21 protein-coding genes are annotated in these 23,738 nt (G+C 31.2%); 9 read left to right on the top strand and 12 right to left on the bottom strand.

Going from position 1 to position 23,738, the window contains the following annotated elements:
- Nucleotides 1–5: 5 nt before the first annotated feature.
- On the bottom strand, nucleotides 6–506 hold the full coding sequence (locus BN2665_RS11715; RefSeq protein ID WP_055667307.1) for a TspO/MBR family protein: 501 nt from the start codon (nucleotides 504–506) through the stop codon (nucleotides 6–8).
- Between the two features lie 206 nt (nucleotides 507–712).
- On the opposite strand from BN2665_RS11715, the gene BN2665_RS11710 reads away from it, so the two are divergent.
- From BN2665_RS11710 to BN2665_RS11695, 4 genes are all read left to right on the top strand, one after another.
- On the top strand, nucleotides 713–1,396 hold the full coding sequence (locus BN2665_RS11710; RefSeq protein WP_055667306.1) for a response regulator transcription factor: 684 nt from the start codon (nucleotides 713–715) through the stop codon (nucleotides 1,394–1,396).
- A gap of 1 nt (nucleotide 1,397) precedes the next feature.
- A complete protein-coding gene (locus BN2665_RS11705) occupies nucleotides 1,398–2,885 on the top strand; it encodes a sensor histidine kinase (protein WP_055667305.1) in 1,488 nt (495 codons plus the stop codon).
- A 183-nt stretch (nucleotides 2,886–3,068) separates the two neighbouring features.
- Complete coding sequence (locus tag BN2665_RS11700) at nucleotides 3,069–3,734, top strand: ABC transporter ATP-binding protein (protein ID WP_055667304.1); 666 nt, start codon at nucleotides 3,069–3,071, stop codon at nucleotides 3,732–3,734.
- A gap of 4 nt (nucleotides 3,735–3,738) precedes the next feature.
- Complete coding sequence (locus BN2665_RS11695) at nucleotides 3,739–5,085, top strand: ABC transporter permease (RefSeq protein WP_055667303.1); 1,347 nt, start codon at nucleotides 3,739–3,741, stop codon at nucleotides 5,083–5,085.
- 39 nt (nucleotides 5,086–5,124) lie between these two features.
- Here BN2665_RS11695 and BN2665_RS11690 read toward each other — a convergent pair whose 3' ends face one another.
- From BN2665_RS11690 to BN2665_RS11680, 3 genes are all read right to left on the bottom strand, one after another.
- On the bottom strand, nucleotides 5,125–5,922 hold the full coding sequence (locus BN2665_RS11690) for a rhomboid family intramembrane serine protease (protein WP_055667302.1): 798 nt from the start codon (nucleotides 5,920–5,922) through the stop codon (nucleotides 5,125–5,127).
- Between the two features lie 79 nt (nucleotides 5,923–6,001).
- Nucleotides 6,002–7,798: a M3 family oligoendopeptidase gene (locus tag BN2665_RS11685; RefSeq protein ID WP_242865942.1), complete on the bottom strand. Its 1,797-nt coding sequence runs from the start codon at nucleotides 7,796–7,798 to the stop codon at nucleotides 6,002–6,004.
- A 379-nt stretch (nucleotides 7,799–8,177) separates the two neighbouring features.
- A complete protein-coding gene (locus BN2665_RS11680) occupies nucleotides 8,178–9,638 on the bottom strand; it encodes an aminoacyl-histidine dipeptidase (RefSeq protein ID WP_055667301.1) in 1,461 nt (486 codons plus the stop codon).
- A 260-nt stretch (nucleotides 9,639–9,898) separates the two neighbouring features.
- Here BN2665_RS11680 and BN2665_RS11675 point away from each other — a divergent pair, with 260 nt between their 5' ends.
- Nucleotides 9,899–10,768, top strand: a complete 870-nt coding sequence (locus BN2665_RS11675) for a PhzF family phenazine biosynthesis protein (RefSeq protein ID WP_055667300.1) — start codon at nucleotides 9,899–9,901, stop codon at nucleotides 10,766–10,768.
- A 47-nt stretch (nucleotides 10,769–10,815) separates the two neighbouring features.
- Here the strand turns inward: BN2665_RS11675 and BN2665_RS11670 are convergent, their stop codons facing one another.
- The 3 genes from BN2665_RS11670 to BN2665_RS11660 form a co-directional block, all read right to left on the bottom strand.
- Nucleotides 10,816–11,721, bottom strand: coding sequence for a response regulator (locus BN2665_RS11670; protein ID WP_055667299.1), 906 nt, complete (start codon nucleotides 11,719–11,721; stop codon nucleotides 10,816–10,818).
- 235 nt (nucleotides 11,722–11,956) lie between these two features.
- Nucleotides 11,957–13,747, bottom strand: a complete 1,791-nt coding sequence (locus BN2665_RS11665) for a PAS domain-containing sensor histidine kinase (RefSeq protein WP_055667298.1) — start codon at nucleotides 13,745–13,747, stop codon at nucleotides 11,957–11,959.
- A 132-nt stretch (nucleotides 13,748–13,879) separates the two neighbouring features.
- Nucleotides 13,880–14,386: a tetratricopeptide repeat protein gene (locus BN2665_RS11660; RefSeq protein ID WP_055667297.1), complete on the bottom strand. Its 507-nt coding sequence runs from the start codon at nucleotides 14,384–14,386 to the stop codon at nucleotides 13,880–13,882.
- Between the two features lie 122 nt (nucleotides 14,387–14,508).
- On the opposite strand from BN2665_RS11660, the gene BN2665_RS11655 reads away from it, so the two are divergent.
- Nucleotides 14,509–15,033, top strand: a complete 525-nt coding sequence (locus tag BN2665_RS11655) for a 2'-5' RNA ligase family protein (protein ID WP_055667296.1) — start codon at nucleotides 14,509–14,511, stop codon at nucleotides 15,031–15,033.
- A 41-nt stretch (nucleotides 15,034–15,074) separates the two neighbouring features.
- Here BN2665_RS11655 and rpsA read toward each other — a convergent pair whose 3' ends face one another.
- On the bottom strand, nucleotides 15,075–16,253 hold the full coding sequence (rpsA, locus tag BN2665_RS11650; RefSeq protein WP_055667295.1) for a 30S ribosomal protein S1: 1,179 nt from the start codon (nucleotides 16,251–16,253) through the stop codon (nucleotides 15,075–15,077).
- 537 nt (nucleotides 16,254–16,790) lie between these two features.
- Between rpsA and BN2665_RS27335 the strand changes: the two genes are divergently transcribed.
- Genes BN2665_RS27335 through BN2665_RS11635 form a run of 3 tightly spaced genes read left to right on the top strand, consistent with a single transcriptional unit; the run spans nucleotide 16,791 to nucleotide 18,737 of the window.
- Nucleotides 16,791–17,396, top strand: coding sequence for a hypothetical protein (locus BN2665_RS27335; RefSeq protein WP_055667294.1), 606 nt, complete (start codon nucleotides 16,791–16,793; stop codon nucleotides 17,394–17,396).
- Between the two features lie 22 nt (nucleotides 17,397–17,418).
- Nucleotides 17,419–18,069, top strand: a complete 651-nt coding sequence (locus BN2665_RS11640) for a PspA/IM30 family protein (RefSeq protein WP_055667293.1) — start codon at nucleotides 17,419–17,421, stop codon at nucleotides 18,067–18,069.
- Nucleotides 18,070–18,077: 8 nt separating this feature from the next.
- Nucleotides 18,078–18,737: a hypothetical protein gene (locus BN2665_RS11635; protein WP_055667292.1), complete on the top strand. Its 660-nt coding sequence runs from the start codon at nucleotides 18,078–18,080 to the stop codon at nucleotides 18,735–18,737.
- Between the two features lie 22 nt (nucleotides 18,738–18,759).
- On the opposite strand, the gene BN2665_RS11630 is transcribed toward BN2665_RS11635, so the two are convergent.
- The 4 genes from BN2665_RS11630 to BN2665_RS11615 form a co-directional block, all read right to left on the bottom strand.
- Nucleotides 18,760–20,157 carry a sensor histidine kinase gene (locus BN2665_RS11630; protein WP_055667291.1) on the bottom strand — a complete coding sequence of 466 codons (1,398 nt, stop codon included), beginning with the start codon at nucleotides 20,155–20,157 and terminating at the stop codon, nucleotides 18,760–18,762.
- Nucleotides 20,158–20,850 (bottom strand): response regulator transcription factor, encoded by a 693-nt coding sequence (locus BN2665_RS11625; protein WP_055667290.1) that lies wholly within the window; start codon nucleotides 20,848–20,850, stop codon nucleotides 20,158–20,160. It abuts the gene before it with no gap.
- 174 nt (nucleotides 20,851–21,024) lie between these two features.
- Nucleotides 21,025–21,234, bottom strand: a complete 210-nt coding sequence (locus tag BN2665_RS11620) for a heavy-metal-associated domain-containing protein (protein WP_055667289.1) — start codon at nucleotides 21,232–21,234, stop codon at nucleotides 21,025–21,027.
- Nucleotides 21,235–21,296: 62 nt separating this feature from the next.
- Nucleotides 21,297–23,738 carry a heavy metal translocating P-type ATPase gene (locus BN2665_RS11615; protein ID WP_055667288.1) on the bottom strand — a complete coding sequence of 814 codons (2,442 nt, stop codon included), beginning with the start codon at nucleotides 23,736–23,738 and terminating at the stop codon, nucleotides 21,297–21,299.

The raw sequence follows: 23,738 nt of genomic DNA, 5'->3' as shown, positions 1-23,738 counted from the left end.
TTATTCTACATTTCATTAAACACCCAAATAAAATAGTTTAATACCGCTGCAAAGGCTACCCATAGAGTATAAGGAAGCATTAAAATTCCCGATATTTTGTCCACTTTAAAAAATTCTATGGTAGTGAGTATTATAAATATTAAAAGGAATAAAATTTCTATAAAGGCTAGCCCAAAAAGCTGATATTGAAAGAATATAAAGGTGCATAAAAAATTTAATATTAATTGAATAGTATATAAAACCAAAGCTTTCCTTACATTCTTCCCTTCCTTTCCCTTAAGCCAAATTCGGTAAGCTGCAATAGCCATTAAAGCATATAATATAGGCCACACTACTCCAAAAACCAAAGTAGGTGGAGAAAAAAAAGGTTTTGCTAAGTTTTTATAAATTTCACTAGAGTTAGGTGTAAACTTCCTTGCTACAAATCCCAATCCTTCTGAAATTAACAAGCTTATTATTAAGGCTCCAATATCATATTTCCCATTTGCCTTAAAGATATTTTTCATTATAATCGCCCCCATGCTCAAATATCTATTACTAATAATATGATTTTTATAATATTTTATACTTACTATGAAATTTATCGAACGGAAATCTTATATAGTGTACAATTCCCTTGTACCAATAAGTTTATTATCTCTTTCCTTTTAATACAAAAAACTATATAATAAAAATTATTATGATTTCTACACTAAAATTAAGAGGTGATTTTATGAATATTTTAATTGCAGAAGATGAACAGGATATAAGAGATTTAGTGGCTCTCCACTTAAATAAGGAAGGCTTTAACGTTTTTCAGGCAGCTGATGGAATAGAAGCTTTAAATATACTTTCTGGAGAAAAAATAGATATAGCTATATTAGATGTGATGATGCCTAAATTAGATGGATTTACTGTAGTAAGAAAGATTAGAGAAAGTAGTGATATTCCTGTAATATTCTTAACTGCCAGAAGTGAGGATAATGATAAAATACTAGGTCTGGGCTTAGGTGCAGATGATTACATGGTAAAGCCTTTTAGCCCCATTGAGCTTATGGCAAGAGTTCAGGCACAATTGAGAAGATATTATAGATACACCAATGGCAAGAACAATAATTTGCTTTCACTAGGAGATTTAACTTTAAACAAAGAAAGCTTTACAATACATAAGGGTGAGGTTCTCCTTGAACTTAATGCTAAGGAATATAGAATTCTAGAGCTGCTAATGGAAAATGTAGGCAAAGTATATACAAAAAAGCAATTATATGAAATAGTGTGGCAGGAGCCCTATTATGGTGATGATAATACTATCATGGTTCATATTAGCCATATAAGGGAAAAGATCGAAGATAACCCTAGAAACCCTACCTATTTAAAAACTATAAGAGGTATAGGCTATAAGCTGGAAAAGGTATAGTATGAGAGGTATATTTAAAAGAAAAAAAAGAGGAACTTTAGCTAATGTACTGCTAAAAAACTATATACTGTCCTACTTCATAATAACTCTTATATTAATAATTGGTATAACTATAACTATTATATTATCTATAGTCCTGTATTTTAACATTGAGATGGCTTCCTTAGAAAATGCTTATAATATTATGAAGGATGATTACACCGCTATTGACACCTCGGAAATAGAAAAGCTTAATGGATATATAGAGGTTATAGATAAAAATCATAATGTTATATATCAAAAGGGAGGTATACCTAATAAAAAAGAAAAATATCTCATAGAAGATTACAACAAAATTTTTGAATCTAACAGCATGATGTCTAAAAAGGACGAAGGACCATCAATTAATTTTGATTTAAATCCCGAAACCTACACTAAAAATGATAATGCTGCAAAAGATGCTTCCTTTATTTATAGGTTAGCATACAATAAAAACAAGGATTTCTTGCTTGTGGTGGCAATACCTAAGGCTGCCTATGAAAATTCTAATATAAAACTTCATTCATTAAAGCCTAAGCATTTTTTCTTAGTAGCTCTATTTACTGGAATTTTTATCTTAGTATTAGTCTTCATAATTTTCTCTAGAGTATCCTCTAAGAATTTTATTGTTCCTTTAAAAATATTAACTCAGGGTGCAAAAAAATTGTCTGAGGGCGATTTTAGTACAAGAATAATGCTAAAATCTGAAAATGAATTCGGTGAATTAAGAGACGCCTTTAATACCATGGCAGAAAAAATAGAATTGGAAAGAAACCTTAAAGAGAAATCAGAAGAAAATAGAAGAAGATTAATTCTCGATATCTCTCATGATCTAAAAAATCCATTATCAAGCATTATGGGATATTCGGATTTGCTTACTAAAAATCCTGATATAGAAATAGAAGAAAGACTAAAGTATTTAAATGTTATACATAGCAATAGTGTAAGGGCTAATAATCTTATTACAGATTTATTTGAGTTTTCAAAATTACAAAGTAACGACTTTCAGTTAAAGCTAAAGAGCAGTGACATTTGCGAGTTTATCCGTGAATTAATTGCTTCTTATATACCCTTAATTGAGGAAAAGAATTTTATTTATGACTTTAATATCCCTGAAGAGAGTTTTTACATAGCCTTTGACGAAAAACATTTAGATAGGGCCTTAAGTAATATAATATTAAATTCTATTAAATACAATCCTCAAGGTACTAAGTTACTTATTAGAGCTATTATTAAAGAACCCTACTTTGAATTAATTATTGAAGATGACGGCATAGGTATCCCAGAAGAATTAAAAGAAGAAATATTCAGCCCTTTTGTAAGAGTGGATAGTGCCCGTAATTCTAAAAGCGGAGGCACAGGCTTAGGCTTAGCTATAAGCAAATCAATCATCAATAAGCATGGTGGAGAATTATGCTTAGAGAGCTCCTCAAATCTTGGTTCTAAATTTACTATTATTTTAAAAAGTTAATGAAGCATGAGTTTTCGTTATGATTTTATAACGAAAACTTTTTTATTTTGATGAGTAATTTTATTTACTTTTAGTAACTATATATTTAAGTTCTATTTAAGATATGCATAAGAGCCATTTAAGAAAAGGCTGTTATTCTTAAATAGTAGTAAAAAGCTTAAATAAAACAATGGAGGAATTAACATGATTAAAGTAGTAAATGCTTTTAAAACCTATAATATGGGTAATGAAAGACTTACAGTACTAAATAACGTAAGTGTAAATATAGAAAAAGGCGAATTCGTTGCCATAGTAGGTCCTTCTGGCTCCGGCAAGTCAACCTTGATGAATTTAATAGGCGGCTTAGATACACCTACAAAAGGCTCTGTAATAATTGATGGTGAAGACATAAGTAAATTGAAGGATAGTAAAATGTCAAAGTTTAGAAATGAAAAAATCGGTTTTGTTTTTCAATCCTTTAACCTAGAGCCCACTTTAACTGCCTTAGAAAATATAATGATGCCCATGATGTTTTCAGGAGTTGGACAAAAGGAAAGAAAGATTCAGGCTTTTGAAACATTAAAGCTAGTAGATTTATCTGACAGAGCAAATCATAAGCCCACAGAGATGTCAGGTGGACAAAAGCAAAGAGTAAGTATAGCTAGGGCTTTAGTGAATAAACCTAAAATAATACTTGCTGATGAACCTACAGGAAATCTAGATTCTAAAACTGGTAAGAATATTATGGATATATTACAGAACTTCAAAAAGCAAGGTTATACCATCGTTATGGTAACTCACAATATGAACGAGGCCCGTTATGCAGATAGAGTAATAAAAATCAAAGATGGTTTAATTGAGGAGGCATAAAAACATGAAATTTAAGGATTATATAAATACAGCTTTTAAAAATCTAAAAAGGAGAAAAACCAGAACTTTTTTAACTGCCTTTGCAGTATCTATTGGTACTATGTTAATCATATTAATGGTAAGCCTAGGAGTAGGCGTTCAAAAGATAGTGATAGATGCTTTAAAAGCAAATACTCCTGGCACCTCTATAACTGTAAGCCCTTATAAGGTAGATGAGAATGCTAAGATTTCCACTGATTTAGATGATGAAGAGTCTCTAGAAGCCTTTGAGCCTAAATTTAAGTTCATAGATAAAAGTACCATCGAAGCTATAAAAGCCCTACCTAAGGTAGATGAAATAAGTGTTATGAGTAAGTTTGCTAAAGCAAATGTTGAAATAGACGGAGTTATAAAGAAAACCTCTTCTCTGCTTGGAATAGACTTAGATTATTCTATATTTCAAAAATCACAAATCGATACTGTAAGGTTAAAAGAGAAAAACAATTCACTTAACCCTATCACCTTTGGAAGAAATCTAGAAAAATCCGATGCTGCCACTGCTTTAGTTGGTGAAAAATTTTTAGAGAAGAGGGGCATAAAAGACTTTAATTCAGTAATTAATAAGGAATTAACCATATCACTTCCATTAAATGAGGATATGGGAGTAAAGAATACTAGTAATCAGACCTTTAAATTTAAAATTGTTGGAATTATTAATAGTAAATTTGATCTTGGCGATAAGATAGTTATACCAATAAAAGAAGCCTATAAAATTCAATCCTATTTTACAGCAGAAAAAGATTATGAGTCCACTAAAGGTCCTGATACTATTGAAGTTAACGTAAAGGACATAGTAGATGTAGCCCCAACTAGCGATGCCATTTCTAATATGGGTTATGGTGTCACCAGTATTCAATCCATGATAAAAGGAATAAAATCAATTTTCTCCATTATTCAAGCAGTATTATCAGTAATAGGTATAATAATTATTTTCGTTGCTTCCATAGGTGTAATAAATACCATGACCATGTCCATATATGAAAGAACTCGCTCTATAGGTATTATGAAGGCTATCGGTGCTTCAAGCAAAGATATTAAATTATTATTTATAACCGAATCTGGAGCTATTGGCTTTCTAGGCGGTATCCTTGGATTATTCTTTAGCTTTGTAAACGCTAAAATCATAAAAATAGCTTTAGACATATATCTTAAATCTAAAGGAGTAAAAGATATCCCAAACTTTTTCTCTACACCTCTATGGTTGATTTTAATTACCATTGGCTTCGCCATATTAATCTCTGTGTTAGCTGGACTTTACCCTGCTTCAAAGGCCTCTAAATTAGATCCTGTAGAATCTTTAAGATACGAATAATAAGAAAAAAGCGACGGTGGTCGCTTTTTTCATTTAAGCTTAAGTAATGTGCTCGTGATCCCTTAAGTGCTCACTGCAATACTCATGATGTCCATTACACTTAGAGCAATATCTAAATTCCATATCTGGATCAACCTTTTCTGTAATGCCGCATACTGTACATTTATGTATACTGCTGCTTTTAGTTATAGTCTTGCTTACAAATCTAGCTTTATTGTTTAAGGCCTTTGATCTAAAAAACCATTGCTGTATCAATTCTTTCCCAAAGAATATTAAGAAGTTAATCACCGGTGCTAAAGCTATAAGTCTAATATGCCAATTAGATGCAGTGACTACAGCGTATACTATATAAATCCAGTTTAAATAGGCCATATACTTTACTTTAATAGGTAAAACAAAAAACAAAAGTATTTCATAATCTGGATATATCCTTGCAAAAGCTAAGAATAGGGAAAGATTAATATAGGCTGAATTAGCACTCTCTTTAGTTATAAATGAAATTGCTATAGTAGCTAATACACCAAAAAGATAATATATATTAAACTTAAAACTTCCCCAAGCCTGCTCCAATCCTTTCCCTGCTAGATAGTAAAAATATAAAGTAAATACTATCCAAAAGGGAGATACTAGTGGTGGAATAAACACAAAGGTAAAAAGTCTCCACACCTCTCCTTGCATTACTAAATCCGGTTTAAGCAATAGCATATGATAATATGCCTCTTGACCTCCCATAGCTACAATTATATATACAAAGGCATTCATCATTACAATGAAAGTTATCAGATTACTTATAGCAAACTTTCCAAGCTTTCTTTCTAATTTATCTAGCCATCTCAAAATTATCAGCCCCTTTAAAATGTAATAGTCATCTCTATATTATAACATAGAAATAATTTCTAATACACATAAAATATTGCTAGACTAATTTATTTGCTAGCGCAATATATTTTTCTATATCTTTATTAACCATTTCCATGGAGCTTTTCCAAAAGTCCAAGTCATTTAGATCAATGTTCATAACCCTACCTAGATCCTCAATGGAAGATTTTCCAGTGAAAGATAATAATTTATCATATTGTTCCACAAAAGAGCTTTCTTTTATACAATATTCTCTATATAATCCTTTGGCAAATAATAATCCGAAAGCATAAGGAAAATTATAATAATTTCTTTCAGCATAATAATAATGAGGCTTATTTATCCAAGCATATGGATTTAATGTGCTAGAATCTATAGCATCCCCATAGGCTTCTTTTTGAGCCCAAAGCATTAATTCATTAATTTCTTTTGATGATAATGAGCTATGTTCTCTTCTTCTGAATAATTCATCTTCAAATAAAAATCTACTATAAATATCTACTATAACTTGTCCACAATTAGTCAACTCACCATCTAAAATACTGAAGGCTGTTTTTTCATCACAGTTTTTTATAGCAGCATTTCTTACTATGGTTTCGCAAAATAAAGATGCAGTTTCAGCAATAGGCATTGGATATTTACTATTTAAATAACTTTCATTCTTCAAAATATGACCATGATATCCATGCCCTAATTCATGAGCCAAAGTAGATATATTTTTAAAGCTTCCGGTAAAGGTACATAAAATTCTGCTTTCTCCTATGGAATGAAGATTATTGCAAAAGGCTCCTCCTCTTTTTCCCCTTCTTGGTTCTGCATCTATCCATCTTTTTTCAAAAGCGTTTTTTGCAAAGTCCCCTAGTTTTTTTGAGTAAGAGTTAAAGTTTTCTACTATAAACTCCTTAGCTTCCTCATAACTATATTTCTTTTGGCTGTTTCCTATAGGAGCAAAGACATCATAATAGGCCAAAGGACCATCATAACCCAAAACCTTTGCTTTGGTTAAATAATACTTTCTAAAATTAACTAAACTTTCTCTCATGACAGTTAACATAGCTTCTAGATTCTTTTCACTCATCCTTGAACTCTCTAGGGTATAGTGAAGAGGAGATTTATAGCCTTTTAGATTACATATAGTAATAACTTCCCCCTTTATGCCATTCAAAGCCGCTGCTATAGGTTCCTCTATAGCCTTATAGCTGTTAAGCTCCGCTTCATAAGCCCTTTTTCTTAGCTCCCTCTCTCCTTCGAATAACATGTTTTTTATTACGGTTAAGGGTAATTTTTTCTCTACACCATCAATATCAATGTCTACTAAATGATTAGAAGTTAAGTTTTTTTGTAGCTTCTCCCAAGAATTAGATCCGGTTAGCTTCATCTTCGTTAATACTATCTCTTCCGCTTCCTCTAGCATATACTTACTATTTTTTGATACTTCCTTTAAATAAAATTCATGCATTTTTAATGGTTCAGAGCTCTTTATTATCTCCTCTAAATTATCTATACCTCTTAGCCATTTATTAAAGCTTACTAAGGTCTTTACTATTTTTGTGTGTTTATTTTGAAGAATCTCCATAGCCTTCTGGGCTTCACCGTTAGCAGCATCCGCCGAGGAAGTTAAACTTGCAAATCCCCATAATTTATTATATAGCTTATAAAAATTATTTTGTATATTAATAAACTCTTCTATTTTAATGTTACTATTAGAATAGTCAGTAAAATTAATTTTGCTGTAATCATTAAGTGTATTAATAACTGCTTCTAGAGTATTTAAGTCTTGCTGAAACTCCTTGCAATTAAACCCGTCATAAAGTTCCTTTAGACTCCAAGTCATATTTAAAACATTACTTTCCATATAATACCTCCATTATCAATAGGAGGATGTGAAAAACATAGGCGATCTTTTTCGCAGGCCGCTGGTGGGACCCCACGTGCGGTGTAGCGAAACCTATAGAGTACCTTTTTTCACAGCCTCTTATAAAATTTAATACTAAGAACATGTTTTTCATTTAAGGCATCGTAAAAAAAATAACTAGTCAAAGATGCAAAGTATATTTTGCGTAAGACAAGGACACAGGTTCCATTGATAGTGGGGCTATTAGTGGGTTCTGTGGACGCAGTATTACACAAAATAGACGAGTAGACTGACTAGTTATTTTTTTGGAGATGCCTAAAATATCCACTGGTAAAACATCAAATATAAAAAATGTTTTACCAATGGATAAAGAAAAATCTTATTTAATGGCTTTTAATACCTCTATTAAGTAGTTCCACATTCTCTCAACGGAAGAGATGCTTACATGCTCATCAGGAGTATGAACATCATAAAGATTTGGTCCAAAAGAAATCATATCAATTTGGCCAAATTTCTCTTTAAATAATCCACACTCAACCCCAGCATGAATAGCTACTATTTCTGGAGTTTCACCTGTTAAATCTTCATATACTTTTTCGAATATCTTTCTTATCTTTGAGTTAGCATCATATTGCCATTCTGGATAAGCTGATTGAGTAGAAATTTTTGCTCCCATGAGCTCTGCAGTAAGTTTTGATTGAGCTAATATATCCTCCTTTAAAGTACCTATAGAACTTCTTATAGCGCTATCATAAGTAACTTCATTTTCATCAGTAGTTACTACTCCTAAGTTAGTAGAGCTTTGTACTAACCCCTTTATTTCTATGCTCATAGTTTGAATTCCATTAGGAATTAAATAAAGCAATTTTACAGCCTTTTCTGTGCTGTCCTTTGAGAATGCCTTTTGTGATTTATGTTCTAAAACTTCTAACTCTATTTTTATCTCTGGATCAGAAGCCTTAAGCTCATTTTTCAAAGTTTTATTCCAATGTTGAATCCTGTCTTTTAGTACATCTATTTTATCTTCCAATAACATAAGTCTAGCATCAAATTCTCTTGGAATAGCATTATTCTTTGAACCACCATTTAGAGAAATTACTCTATAATCTATTTCTTCTAATAAGTCAACTAATACTCTTCCCATGATTTTATTAGAGTTTCCTCTTTCTTTATTAATGTCCATTCCTGAATGGCCACCTTTTAATCCTCTAACCTTTAGTACTACTTCATCGCCCTTAGCACTAATCTCCTCATATTGAATAGGTAAAGTTATTTTATCCCTCAATCCACCTGCGCAGCTAACTAGAAGCTTTCCTTCTTCCTCTGAGTCGATATTTATTAACATTCTTCCCTTTATATCTTCAGGGTTTAAATTCATTGCTCCACCCATTCCAGTTTCTTCATCAGTGGTTAAAAGCACCTCTATAGCAGGATGAGCTATATCCTTTGAAGCTAATAATGCCATACCATAAGCTATAGCTATTCCATTATCAGCACCTAAAGTTGTACCTGTAGCATAAACATAATCTCCCTCAACTCTTAGACTTAAAGGATCCTTTTCAAAATCATGATCAGTACCTATATTTTTTTCACAAACCATGTCCAAGTGACCTTGAATAATTACAGTGGGCGCATTTTCATATCCTAAAGTTGCTGGCTTCTTAATAATTACATTTAAGGCTGAATCTTGAATTACCTCTAAGCCTAACTCTTTTGCAAAGCTAACTAAATAATCACTTATGCCCTTTTCATTTCCTGAGCCTCTAGGAATTTGAGATATTTCCTCAAAGTACTTAAATACTTCATAAGGTCTTAAATCTTTTAAAACTGATGTAGACATATACTTTACCTTCCTTTCAAAAACACTGTTTAAGGCATCTTTCAATAGTTATTTCTTCAAGACGCCTAATTTGAATTTTTCAAGTAAGTATTCTATTTTTATTGATAAAAATCCTTCAATAAAACATACTACTTTTACATTTATATATACAGTTTTTTTAATTCATATCCTCTTTAGTATTTTACAATTTTTAAAATTTATATAATATGGTACAATAAATATTAATATTTTAAATAAAATTTTTGGAATGAGGTAATTATATGATTTTTTACATAATTGACGCTTTTGCAGAAGAAGTATTTGAAGGAAATCCTGCTGGAGTATTGATTTATGAAAATTTAGATGAAAGTACTATGCAAAAATTTGCTAGAGAAATGAATTTTTCAGAGACAGTTTTTGTAAAGCTTGGTTATAATAATAATTTTAATGTTAGATATTTTACTCCGACTTCTGAAATAGATTTTTGTGGTCATGCTACCTTAGCAGCCTACCATGCCTTACTAGATTGCGGTTTAACAGAAGAAAAACCCTGCCACTTTCTCAATAACTCAGCCTCTCAATACTCAATTTTTAGAATGAAGGATTATATTATGATGGAACAGGCTCTTCCAAGTATTAGAGAAACTTTATATGATGAAAAAGAAATTTTAGAGCTTTGTGATTGTCTAAATATTTCAATAAACGATATAGGAGATAGAACTCATACTTTAAGCCCTCAGATTGTTTACACTGGGTTATATGATATAATCTTTCCCGTAAAAGATAAAAAAACCCTAAATAATATAAATCCTGACTTTAATAGATTAACTAATTTTTCTCAAAAGAAAAAAGTTGTTGGAGTTCATGCCTTTACTTTAGATGATAATAATTTTACCGCAAGCTGTAGAAATTTTGCCCCACTTTATGGCATTAATGAAGAATCCGCCACAGGTTCTTCTTCCGGAGCATTAGCCTATTATCTTCTTAAAAATAAAATTATTGATAGTGGAAAGGAATATATTTTTTCTCAAGGAGAAATCATGGATAGACCCTCAAAAATTCTTTGTAAGATTCTTAGTGATAGGAATAACTATAAGGTATTGGTGGGAGGAAAATGTAAGACTCTTCTTAAATGCAATGTAACCTTATAAGAAAAAGACGACTTCCGTCGTCTTTTTGAGTTCACAATTTTTATTTATTATGCTCTACGTCTAGCCTTGCTCTTTTGATCACTTTCTGCTTGGTTATCAGATTTTATTTGTTTCTGCTTAATATTTTCCTTCATTTTTTCGGTAATCTTATCCAATATCTCTTCAGCATTATTTCCATCATCTGGGAAGGTTACAGTTACAGAATCAAAAAAATAATTAGTAGCTACTGAATCTATATCCTTCAAATGGTTAATTTTTAACATTATATCTTTATTAAATTTATCCATCTGCTCCTTGTCACAGAAGGGATATACACCTAAAAAGGTCCTAGATCCATATTTACAGAAACGTCCTCCTTCTGGCATTGCCCCTTTTAATTTATTGTACATATAATCTGTTACTACCATATTATCATTATCATTCTGCAAATCTATAGTTACATCTTTTAGTGACTTAAAGAAAATTGTCATTATAACTGAAAGCTTATATGCTCCATTTCGAGCTTTGTTAATCTCTTCCTCAAAGTATTCATTAAAAGGTAATTCTTTAATATCCTTTTGTATAGCTTTTGAGGATTCAATAGAGTTATCCCCCTCTGCATGTCTAGTTACTCTATCTAAGAAAATCCTATCATCAAAAGGTTTTAGAAAATAATCTATAGCTCCCTCTTTAACTGCCCTGATAAAAGCATCTCTTGTATTTAAAGAGGTCAATACCATAAACGGGATATTTAAATTCTTTTTTTTAAGATTTCTCATAATCTCTAGCCCATCTTCGTCTTTTAAATTTATTTCAACGATAAGCAGATCTACCTCATTTTTCAACTCATTCAATTTAGTGTATAGTTGAGAAGAGTTGGACACTTCATGGACTAATATATCGTTTTTGGTAGCAATATCTCTTACTCTATATCTAATATAAGGTTTATTATCTAATATTATAATATTTTTCATATTTTATACCTCTCAAAACATTACCCTAAGTATTTGGGAGTTACTATTAAAATTTACTCGCTATATATATTTCGTCCATCTATAGCAAACTCTTTAATATTTTATAAAATTTTATTAAATTTATAGATAAACAACTTCAACTATTAATTTATACATGTCCCATAATGTCGTGAAAATTAACATTTTGGAACATGTATAAATTAAGTTTACGTATTGTTTATCTATAAATACAAAACTAAATATCTGAAAGTTCTATATTAACTTTTTCTTCGCCAATTCTATTGGTATCGACATCATTTAGAACTATCTGTTGTCCCTTTATAGTCTTAATTGGCATTTTTATGACAAATTCAGCTCCTTTATTTAGATCGCTATTCACTGCTATATTACCTTCATGTAGCTCTACTAGGGATTTTACAATTGATAGTCCTATACCACTACCGTTGCTATTATTAACATAGGGGTTATGAACTTGAGAAAATCTATTGAATATATCTTCTAATTTATCCTTAGGTATACCTACGCCAGTATCCCTAATCTTTATATAAACATGCCTATCCATTTCATACAAACCTACAGAAATTTTTCCTCCGCTAGGGGTAAACTTTATAGAATTAGAAAGTAGGTTCAGCATTATTCTTTCTATCTTGTCACTGTCACAAGCCATGATTAATTCCTCTACCTCAGTATCAAATTCTAACCTTATGCCTTTACTTTCCGTATATTCTTTTATAGATAAGGTTATATCCTCTACTACACTTACTATATTATAATTCTTTAATTGTAAACTATAAAATCCAGATTCTATTTTTGTTAAATCAATTAAATTATTAAAAAGTTTCATCAGTCTATAAGAATTTTGCTTCATTATCTTAATATATTTGGTTAGGTTTTCAGGATTTTCTTTAAAAAATGAGCTTTTATTATAAGATTCTAGCAGCTGTATAGTAGCACTTATAACGTTCAATGGCGTCCTTAATTCATGAGATACATTAGCAAAAAATTCAGTTTTAAATTTATCATATTCCATTACTTCTTCTAAAATCTTGTTATTTGTAATGTCTCTTATAGATCCTACTGCACCTGTAAAAATCCCATACTCATTATAGTTAAGTTTCCAATTTATATTTAAATATATCTTATTTCCTTCTTTAGTGACTCCAGTAGTTTCTACATAATCATATATCTTACTATTATTGAAAAAGTATTTCTCTATATCAATATCAACATACCTATAAATAAATTTATCTAACATTTCTGTGGAGTTATACCCAAAGATATCCTTGCTAGATTCACTAATAAATATGAATCTGCAATGGTTATTAATCTCAAAAATACTATCCTTTTGATTTTTTATAATTGTGCTTAATTTATTTTCATTTTCTATTAAATTATTTTGAATTATAATTAAATCCTTTTTTGACTTCTCAAAATACATTAATAGAAAATTTATGGCCACTAAAAACTCAAGACCTGTGGCAATAATAAATCCCCAAGGAGCAAAACCTTTAAAACTCTTAAGCCAAGGATAGTTAAATAGGTGCACTCCCCAAAGTATAAAACCTAATTTAAAACCATAGAAAGATAAGGTTTTAACTTTCCAATTATCTATAACTTTTATACCAAACCATATAAAAACTAAAGATATTAATGTAAAGGTAGGAACTGCAATTATAAAGCTCGAAAGGTTAAATAAAGTTCCAATTACTAACCAAGCAATTGCAAAAAAAACTAAAACCATATTTCTACTTTCAGCTTTTTTTTCTAAGAATCTATAGGCGCCTTTAATAACTAACATACTGCTGATGATCACAGAAAGCTGATGTATAAAAAATAAAATCTTTTCATTTTCAGGGCTTCTAAGCATAAAAAGTGTTGCCACTAATCCAATCAAAAATACTCCCCAACTTAAAGCCCATATACCTATAAAATCTTTATTCTCAAGAGTATATAAATATATATATATTATAATTAAAATAGTTGTCCCCCACATAGCAATTGCTATAGAAGGAATAAGCAAATCCATGTAAACGCCTCCCCAACAGCAAATATATACAAAATAATTACTTTAACTTTTTTATTATATCATATTTTTCATAATATTTAACATTTACATGACAAAAAAAATAAAAATTTGTCTAATTTTATACATAGATTTTTAATTTTTTAATTTATCTTGTAAAAATTTGCTTTTAGGAAAAAGCTTTAATAATTCTTCATAGAGCTCTTTGGCTTTTTTGCCCTCTCCTAATTCCTCATAGGCCTTACCTAATTTTAGTTTAACATCTATATCCTGTACTTTTTTACGTCCTTCTAACTCTTCCATAGTTTTTATAAATAATTCATAATCCTTTGTATAATAATAGCATAAGGCTAACATAATACTACAATTATAATTACTTTGCTTTTCTAAAATCTCTAGGCAGTGTTTTTTACAAGTTATATAATCTTCAGCTTTAAAATAGTTTATGGCCTTTTCCAAACATTGTCCTTCATAACTTTTATAATATTTAACCTTATTGAATAAATATAGGAGATATGCAACTAATATAATTAAGAATAGAGGATTTGCTATAGATAATAATATTATAATTAAAGCTGTTGCAATGTCGCGTCTCATGTTGTTCTTAGGACTCTTCAAATAAAATGGTTCTGCCTTGTTCATATTTATTCCTCCTAGAATTTTTGCTAGATAAATTATATCATATTAATATAGGTAGGTTTTACATAATCGATATAAATAATTTTTATAATATTATACAGACTAAAATAATGGTGGTGAAAATTATGAGATATGTTATTGTATGCTTAATCAGAGGGGAAGCCTTAAAGTTTCATGAAAAATTAGTTGAAGAAGTATGTGAAAAATTTCAAGTAAGACCTCAAAAGCTACCTGCCCATTTTACTATAAAGGCCCCTTTTAAAATTGAAGATGCTAATGAAATAATAAATTTAACAAAAAGTTTTTGTTCAAAACAAAACAGCGCTCCTATGAGCATAAAAGGCTTTGGATACTTTAGAAAAAATGTATTATATATGAAAGTTAATATGTCTGATGAAGGAAAACATATAGTAGACACCTACATGAAAGAGTTGCTAAAAATACCCAATTTGGAGTGGAAGGCAAATGAAAAAAAGGAAAAGGTATATCATTGTACTATTGTATCAAAACTTGAAGAAGCTACTTTTGACCAGATATATACTGATGTAAATAAACAACTTTGTAATTTTGACTTACTTTTTGATAATATAAGCATTTTAAAATGGGAAAAATATCGTTGGGTAACCTTTAAAGAGTTTAAATTAAAGTGAGGATGTCTATGCAGACATCCTCATCTTAATTATATTATATTTTATTCCTCAAATTTTAATCCTTTGAATTTGTCCTTTAATAAGTCTCCTAGGGTTACTCCATTATCGTTGTCATTATATTCGCTATAATCTATTTGAGGTTTTTCTATAGCTTCCTTAATGCTTAAGGATAGCTTTTTATTTTTAACATCTATCCCTAATATCTTTACTTTTACCTTATCGCCCACATTGACTATATCTGAAGCTTTAATTACTCTTTCTTCAGATAGCTCTGATAAATGCACTAATCCTTCTAAGCCAGCGCTAACTTCAACAAAGGCTCCAAAGTTCATTAATTTTGTTACTACACCTTCTACTATATCATTTACTTTTAATGTGGAAGATGCAAGATTCCAAGGATCCTCTTCTACAGACTTAAGGCCTAAGGATACTCTATTTCTCTCCTTATCAAAATCTATAACATAAACCTCTACTTTATCCCCTACAGATACTATTTCTGCTGGATCCATGACCCTCTTCCAGGATAAATCATTTAAATGGATTAATCCTTCTAAGCCGCCTAAATCTGCAAAAGCTCCAAATTTAGCTAACCTTGTAATTACTGCACTCCTTTTTTCTCCCCTACTTAATTCTGACCATATTTTATCTTTTGCATCTTGAGCCTGTTCTTTCTCAATTATCTTTCTTGACAATATTATCTTGTTATCATTTTCATTTACTTCAATAACCTTAACTTCTAATTCTTTACCTACAAAATCCTCTAGATTTTCAACATGATTCAAGCTTAATTGTGAAGCTGGAATAAAGGCTCTTATGCCCTTTATCATGGCTACAGCTCCCCCTTTAACAGCTTCTTTTACCTTAACTTTAATAATTGTACCTAGCTCTTTACTACTTTCCATCTCTTCCCAGACCTTAATAGCATCTGCTTGTTTCTTTGAAACCAGAACATTGCCCTCTCCATCATCGGTACTTAGCACTATAACATCAATCTCTTGTCCTTCACTTAAAATATCTCTAGGATCCAATTCTAGGTCATCGGTAAGTTCTTCTTTTGGAATAATTCCATCAGATATATAATTAATATTTACAAAAGCCTCTTTATCTGTAATCTTAATAATTTTACCCTTTATAATATCTCCCCTACGTATTCTCTTAAAATCATAGGCACCTTTAAATAAATCTTCCATTGACTTCTCTTCAAAATTTTCTATAGTCATTAATTCCCTCTCCTTTTGCAGTTATAGATTATTTGCTTTAAGGCATCTCTTGCATACCTAATAACTTTATTTTACATAAACCTTAGCAGTAAAGCAAGTTTCACTATGCTTTGAATAACTTAAATATATTATTTATTTTTGAATACAATATTATTATAAAATTAATATAACATAGTCATATTATTATGGTAGAATATTGATAATGAAAGGAGGAAAGCTTAAGATAATGTGCTTTGTAGGTCATATATTTTTATAAGTTTAATATGATAAGAAATCCTACAATCCATATAATATATAGTTCAGCATTAAACAGTATAAAATAACACTTAATCCAATATTCTTTTCTTTTAAACTCTTTGAAAAATGATGATATATAAAGATACATAGAGATATTTGAAGTTCTAGTAATTTATACTAATAAAATAGTATGAATTTACCTAAAACGAGTTAATTTATAGTTTGTAATATAGTATATTATAACTTATAATTAATTCATGGTTAATTCTTATTTACATAAATGATTATTTATATGTGGGGGTGAGAAAAATAAATAAAAAGCGCTTTTTATTTTCAATACTATTAGCTTTTACTTTTATGATAACTAGCTTTTATGGAGATAATCTATTAAATTTTGCAGGATATGAGCAATCTTATATGGTAGCAACTGCAGCTCCAAAAGCTTCTTCTGGTGGTTTTAAATCGGGTTCCTTTAAAAGTAGCACTCCTAAGAGTTCTACCCCTAAGACTACTTCCCCTTCAAAACCATCAGGCTGGTCAAATAATAGCTCCTCTAAGTCTTCTGGAAGTACTTCAAAATCTTCTTCTGGAGGGTTTAAATCTGGCAGCTTTTCTAATACACCAGCAGGAAATAAGAATAACAGCAGCTCCTCCAGCCAAAACAATAGTTCAAACAGTGGGAGCAGTTCCTCTAATAAAAATTATGGAAACCAGTATGATAAGCCTAAATCCTCATGGATTCCAATACCTATACCTATTCCATGGGGTGGGAGCAGATATAATAGCTCTGGGGGATATGTATCCTCAGGCTTTAGCTTAATCGGTTCAATCATTAGATTTATAATTTTTATAATCATACTTGTTTTGATTATAAAATTTTTAAAAAATTTATTTAGAAGAAAATAACAAAAATTTAGGAGGTTGTATTATGGGAATTTTCAACAGAATATCAAATATGTTTAGAGCAAAGGTCAATGACACATTAGACAACATGGAGAATCCAGTAGAACTACTAGATCAAAAAATAAGGGATATGGAAGAGAGTTTAAACAAAGCAAAATTATCTTCTGCTCAAATTTTAGGTAATGTGCATGAAATTGAAAAGAAGATGGAAGCTTCTATTAAGGAGTCAAAAGAATTTGATGAAAAAGTTAGATTTGCCATGGGCAAGGGAAATGAAGAATTAGCTAAGAAGGCCCTTGAAAAGAAATTAGAGGCAGATAAAAAACATGAGTCCTTAAAAGCTAGCTATGAGGAAGCTTCAAAGAAAGCCGAAGTCATCAAGAAAAATCTTAGAGATTTAGAAGAAGAAATAGAAAAAACAAGAAACTATAGAGATGAAGCAGCTGCAAGATATAACAATGCAGAAGCTAGCAAGAAAGTAAATGAAATATTAGCTAATGTTCAAACTAGCAATAACAGAATAAATATAGACGATATAGAAAGAAAGATTCAAAAGAAAGAAGCTATGGCTGAAGGTCTTGAAGACTTAAGAACCGATAACTCCTTAGATAAGGAATTTGAAAAGCTTAAGGAATTAGATCTAGATGCAGAATTAGAAAAATATAAACAACAATAGGTGACAGTATGGATAAGATGGAGGGGTTTTTAAATTCAGAAAGGGAGCGTTATGGTAAGCTCTTTGTAGATATAAACTATGCCATAGATAACGTATCTCCCTTTCTTGAAAAGCAAGATTTATCTAACAGAAAATATATAACAAAGTTACCAGTGTTAAAAAAATATATGGAATTACTAGATTCAGCTGAAAGGGATAGCAAAAAAGAGGGCTTTTTCTCAAAGCTTTTCAATAATGATAAATATTCTGGACTTTTAGAATCCTATAAAGCTGATAATCTAGATAATTTTAACCAACTTGAAAAATGTGGTAAATGTGCCTGCTTAAATTGTACCGCTACCTGCAAGTTTGATAGTTGTCTTGGCTGTAGACCTGGCTCAAAGATAGTTTATTGTGACCACGAAAAAATTAACGCTACCTTCCACGACAACTATATTTTAAACTTGACTAATGATAGAACTGGCGCTGAAGATAGGTATAAGGTACTGGCTACATTGCAAGATTGTGAGTTAGACAGAAAGTATATAATCATTCAAAGTCTCATGAGTAAAGACGAGAAGTTCATACTATATTACTATCCTGGAATCTCAGAAGATAACTTTGGAGAGATTAGTGACGAACAGGAATTTGACTTTATAGCTTCAGTTTATGAAAGTATAAATAAATAAATATAAGCTGTACCTATGATTATTAGGTACAGCTTATATTATTAGGGAGTAATATTGTAAATTTAGTTCCTTTTCCAACTTCGCTTTCTACCTTAATGCTTCCATTATGTGCTTCCACTATAGATTTTGTAATGGCTAAGCCTATTCCTGCTCCTCCAGTAAATCTATTTCTTGATTTGTCAACCCTATAAAATCTTTCAAAAATAAATGGCAAGTCCTCCTTAGAAATACCAATACCACTATCCTTTATTTCAATAATTCCAACATTATTTAATCTATAGCTTTTTATTAAAATATCACCTTTATCTTCTGTATATTTTATAGCATTTGAAATCACATTAATTAACACCTGGCTTATCTTATCCTTATCAGCACATAATGTAAAATCTTCAACGGAGGTCACTATTTTTATGTTTTTTGTTAAGGCCATTCCCTGAAAATTAATATTTATCTTATTTATTAATTCGCTAATATTAAAATTACTTCTGTTAAGTATTATATTATCTGCTTCATACTTAGCTAACTTTTCTAGGCTTCCTACCAAGCCCTTTAGCCTCACCACTTCTTCATAGCAGCATTCTATTCTTTCTTTCGTGGGCTCCCACACACCATCTATCATAGCCTCCATATGGCTCTGTAATGTGGTTAAAGGAGTTCTCAATTCATGAGATATATCTTCTGTTAGCCTTTTTCTTAAAAGCTCCTGTCTATTTAAAGTTGCAGCTAGATCGTTAATACTATTACTCAAACTGTTAAGCTCATTTATATTAGATTCTGAATCTACCCTACTTTTATACTTACCTTTCGATATATTATCCGTAGCACCTACCACGGTTAATATAGGTTTGCTCAAAGTTCTGCTCATGCCAATTCCGGCTAATATAGCTAGCAGCAGTGATATTATCTCTACCACAATAAATATATTATTTAAGGTCTTAAGAAATAGCAAATCATTATCATTATAATAATAAGGACCATAATAACCTATAGTAGCTGAACCTATCACAGTATTTCCTTTTTTTAAATCATATATTTTACTTACATATCCCCCTTTCCAAGTAGGATATCTTTCCATCATATTCTCAGCCATATGGGCAATCATAGCCTCGCATTTTCCATTGTTATGCTCTCTAGCATCCCATATTCTATTACCCTGAGCATCTTGAACCCTTAGTATTAACCCATTTTCTAAAGCACTCATGCCTACCCTTTCAATGATAGCCTTATTCCAGGTTCCACTATTGTACTGCTCCTCTACGGCTGTAGCAACGCTTCTGCTTTTATTCTCCAAATTATTTATTACATAATCTTTAAATTGTTTTTCCAAAAAAAAGTTTACTAATATGCCTATTAATAATATTGTTAAGGTTACTATAAATATATAGGAAAGGGTTAAATAATTTCTCAAGCTTATTTTCATCTATTCACCACCAAATTTGTATCCTACTCCATGAACAGTTTTAATATACTTGGGGCATTTCGTATCCTCTTCAAGCTTCTGCCTTAAATTCTTTACGTGAGTATCTATAACTCTGTCAAAGCCGTCATAATCATCTCCCATAGTCAAAAGAACCAATTCTTCTCTAGTAAAGGCCTTCTTAGGATATTTGGCCATGGTAATTAATATTTTGTATTCTGTATTTGTTAAATTGACTAAATTATCATTTTTCCTAACTTCGTGCCTAAAATTATCTATGATAAGCTCATTATCATTATAACTGCTTATATCACTTAATGTCATAATATCATCTTCACTGCGTCTTAATAGGGCTTTTACTCTAGCAATCAATTGTCTTGGGCTAAAGGGTTTAGTTACGTAATCGTCTGCCCCTAGGTTAAAGCCTTGAATTACATTATCTTCTTCAACCTTTGCAGTTAGCATGATAATTGGCACCCGGCTCTTCTTTCTAATAGTTTTGCATAGCTCTTCCCCTGATAAATCTGGAAGCATTAAATCTAAAATTACTAATGCGGGGTTAACTTCATCAAAAATCTGCAAAGCTTTTTTTCCATCCATAGCTTCATATACTTTATAGCCTTCTTTATTTAAGTAAGACTTAACTACCTCAATAATTTTAAGCTCATCGTCTACAATCAATATTTTTATATCCATTTATCCTCCTAAATGAAAAAATAAGCTTATAGGAGGATGTGAAAAAAGGTGTTCTATAGGTTTCCCTATACCGTACATGGAGCCCCACCAGCGGCCCGTGAAAAAGAACACCTATGTTTTTTACATCCTCTTATAGGGAAACAACCTTACAGATTACTGTAAGGTTGAATTTTATTATATATTTTCTATAGAAACTACTTCATAGCCTGCATCTTCTACAGCAAATTTAATCTTATCTTCGGATACTTCTCCTTCAAGTATTGCTGATTTGGATGCTAGATCTACATCCACTGAGCTTACGCCTTCCAATTCACTTAGAGCCTCTTTAACATGTTTTACGCAGTGTCCGCAGCTCATTCCTTCTATTAATAATTTTTTCTTCATAATACAATTACTCCTCTCTATTTGTAGATTTTATATTAAACAATTTTTCATTGTTTAAATTCTTAGTTTAATGGCTTAAAGGTTTTTAATCTTAATGCATTTAATAAAACTGATACTGAACTAAAACTCATGGCAAGAGCTGCAATCATTGGATTTAATAGATGTCCACCTAAAGCATACCATATGCCCATAGCTACTGGTATTCCTAAAGTATTATAACCAAAGGCCCAAAATAGATTCTGTTTTATATTTCTTATGGTGTTTTTACTAAGTTGTATAGCTGTGGGAACATCCATCAAATCACTTCTCATCAACACTATATCTGCCGATTCCATAGCCACGTCGGTACCAGAACCTATGGCAATACCTACATCTGCCATAGCTAGGGCTGGAGCGTCATTAATACCATCTCCCACCATAGCAACCTTGTATCCTTGTTCCTGAAGTTTTTTTACTTCATTAGCTTTATCCTGTGGTAATACCTCTGAAATTATGACATCAATACCTACTTGCTTACCTATGGCCTCCGCAGTTCTCTTATTATCTCCTGTGAGCATAGCTACCTTTATGCCCATGGAGTGCAGCTTTTCAATGGCTCTTTTACTGCTTTCTTTTACTGTATCTGCCACAGCAATTATACCTGCTAGCTTACCTTCTATAGAAATAAACATAGGGGTTTTACCTTCTAAAGCTATGGTAACGGATTTATCTTCTAGGCTGCTTATATCTATATTTCTCTCCGCCATTAATTTCCTATTTCCTAATAGAGTATTCTTATTTTTCACTATTCCTTCAATACCTTTACCTGCAATAGCATTAAAGCTTTCTACAGCCAAGAACTGGATTTGCTTTTCCTCTGCATATTTAACAATAGCCTCTCCTAAAGGATGCTCTGAAGCCTTCTCAATACTTGCTGCAATCTGTAATATTTCATTTTCATCCCCTAAATTAGTCACAATATCTGTAACCTTTGGCTTGCCTTCAGTTATAGTACCTGTCTTATCAAAAACAATAGTATTTATTTTATGAGAGGTTTCTAGGGCCTCTCCACTCTTAATAAGCACTCCATATTCTGCTCCTTTACCTGTACCCACCATTATGGCTGTAGGTGTAGCTAATCCTAGGGCACAAGGACAAGCAATGACTAATACTGATATAAAAATAGTTAATGCAAATACCGGAGTTTCTCCTACAAAGAACCAAACTAAAGCTGAAATTATAGCTAAGGATATTACTATTGGTACAAAATATCCAGATATGATATCTGCTAGTTTTGCTATAGGCGCCTTAGATCCTTGAGCTTCCTCCACCAGTTTGATTATTTGCGCTAAAGCAGTATCTTTTCCAACCTTGGTAGCCTTATACTTTATATAACCTGTTTTGTTTATACTTGCACCAATTACTTTATGACCTGGAGTTTTTTCTACAGGGATACTTTCTCCTGTTAGCATGGATTCATCAATGGAAGTCATACCTTCAATGACCTCACCATCTACAGGTAATTTTTCTCCTGGTTTTACTACTAATATGTCCCCTACCATAACGTCATCTATAGGAATAACGGCTTCTTTACCCTCTTTTATTATAGTTGCAGTTTTAGGGGCTAATCCCATAAGCTTTTTAATAGCTTCTGAAGTCTTACCTTTAGTAACTGATTCTAAATACTTTCCTAAGGTTATCAAGGTTAATATGGTGGCAGCAGATTCAAAATATAATTTATATGCATAATCTACATTTCCAATTATGATTTGATATACTGCAAATAGGCCATATAAGAATGCTGCCCAGGTTCCTATAGAAATTAATGAGTCCATATTAGGATTCTTCATATATAAAGACTTAAATCCAACTTTAAAGAACTTCTTTCCTTCATACATTACAGGTATTACTAATATCAATTGAACTATAGCAAAATTCATGGGGCTTGTCATGGGATCCAATATATCTGGCAAATGATATCCCAGCATATGTCCCATAGATATTACTAATAGAGGAACTGTAAATAGGGCAGATATGATAAATCTTTTCCATAAAGCTTTAATATCAGCTTCTTTTTTTAATTTATCCTTATCAATGGATTCTTCCTCTGAAGCTTTGTATCCGGCCTTTAATACTGCTTGTTTTATATCTTGTATATTTACCTTTGAAGGCTCAAAGGATACATTTAATTTTTCTGTAGCTAAATTTACATTAGCTTCTACAATGCCATCTAATTTCTTTACTGCTCTTTCTACAGCCCTAACGCAAGCTGCGCAGGTCATTCCTTCTATCTTTAACACTACATTAGAAGTATCTAGGAGAGCCTTGTATCCTGCTTTATCCACAGCCTTTTGAATATCCTCAATAGTCACTTGACTTTCATCAAAAGTTATATTAAGTTTCTCCGTAGCTAAATTAACCTCTGCACTTTCTACTCCAGTTACCTTTTTACAGGTTCTCTCCACAGCCTTCACACAAGCTGCACAAGTCATCCCTTCTATTTTTAGAATTTTATTCAAATGCAT

Source organism: Desnuesiella massiliensis (assembly GCF_001403615.1).
In the GTDB taxonomy this organism is placed as follows: domain Bacteria; phylum Bacillota; class Clostridia; order Clostridiales; family Clostridiaceae; genus Desnuesiella; species Desnuesiella massiliensis.
The sequence above is the reverse complement of the archived record's forward strand: the minus strand, read 5'-3'. Positions and strand labels throughout refer to the sequence as shown.

Excerpts from the sequence above, each read along its gene's own strand:
- BN2665_RS11715 (WP_055667307.1), bottom strand. The coding sequence starts at position 506 with ATGAAAAATATCTTTAAGGCAAATGGGAAATATGATATTGGAGCCTTA.
- BN2665_RS11710 (WP_055667306.1), top strand. The coding sequence starts at position 713 with ATGAATATTTTAATTGCAGAAGATGAACAGGATATAAGAGATTTAGTG.
- BN2665_RS11705 (WP_055667305.1), top strand. The coding sequence starts at position 1,398 with ATGAGAGGTATATTTAAAAGAAAAAAAAGAGGAACTTTAGCTAATGTA.
- BN2665_RS11700 (WP_055667304.1), top strand. The coding sequence starts at position 3,069 with ATGATTAAAGTAGTAAATGCTTTTAAAACCTATAATATGGGTAATGAA.
- BN2665_RS11695 (WP_055667303.1), top strand. The coding sequence starts at position 3,739 with ATGAAATTTAAGGATTATATAAATACAGCTTTTAAAAATCTAAAAAGG.
- BN2665_RS11685 (WP_242865942.1), bottom strand. The coding sequence starts at position 7,798 with ATGGAAAGTAATGTTTTAAATATGACTTGGAGTCTAAAGGAACTTTAT.
- BN2665_RS11680 (WP_055667301.1), bottom strand. The coding sequence starts at position 9,638 with ATGTCTACATCAGTTTTAAAAGATTTAAGACCTTATGAAGTATTTAAG.
- BN2665_RS11675 (WP_055667300.1), top strand. The coding sequence starts at position 9,899 with ATGATTTTTTACATAATTGACGCTTTTGCAGAAGAAGTATTTGAAGGA.
- BN2665_RS11670 (WP_055667299.1), bottom strand. The coding sequence starts at position 11,721 with ATGAAAAATATTATAATATTAGATAATAAACCTTATATTAGATATAGA.
- BN2665_RS11665 (WP_055667298.1), bottom strand. The coding sequence starts at position 13,747 with ATGGATTTGCTTATTCCTTCTATAGCAATTGCTATGTGGGGGACAACT.
- BN2665_RS11660 (WP_055667297.1), bottom strand. The coding sequence starts at position 14,386 with ATGAACAAGGCAGAACCATTTTATTTGAAGAGTCCTAAGAACAACATG.
- BN2665_RS11655 (WP_055667296.1), top strand. The coding sequence starts at position 14,509 with ATGAGATATGTTATTGTATGCTTAATCAGAGGGGAAGCCTTAAAGTTT.
- rpsA (WP_055667295.1), bottom strand. The coding sequence starts at position 16,253 with ATGACTATAGAAAATTTTGAAGAGAAGTCAATGGAAGATTTATTTAAA.
- BN2665_RS11640 (WP_055667293.1), top strand. The coding sequence starts at position 17,419 with ATGGGAATTTTCAACAGAATATCAAATATGTTTAGAGCAAAGGTCAAT.
- BN2665_RS11635 (WP_055667292.1), top strand. The coding sequence starts at position 18,078 with ATGGATAAGATGGAGGGGTTTTTAAATTCAGAAAGGGAGCGTTATGGT.
- BN2665_RS11630 (WP_055667291.1), bottom strand. The coding sequence starts at position 20,157 with ATGAAAATAAGCTTGAGAAATTATTTAACCCTTTCCTATATATTTATA.
- BN2665_RS11625 (WP_055667290.1), bottom strand. The coding sequence starts at position 20,850 with ATGGATATAAAAATATTGATTGTAGACGATGAGCTTAAAATTATTGAG.
- BN2665_RS11620 (WP_055667289.1), bottom strand. The coding sequence starts at position 21,234 with ATGAAGAAAAAATTATTAATAGAAGGAATGAGCTGCGGACACTGCGTA.
- BN2665_RS11615 (WP_055667288.1), bottom strand. The coding sequence starts at position 23,738 with ATGCATTTGAATAAAATTCTAAAAATAGAAGGGATGACTTGTGCAGCT.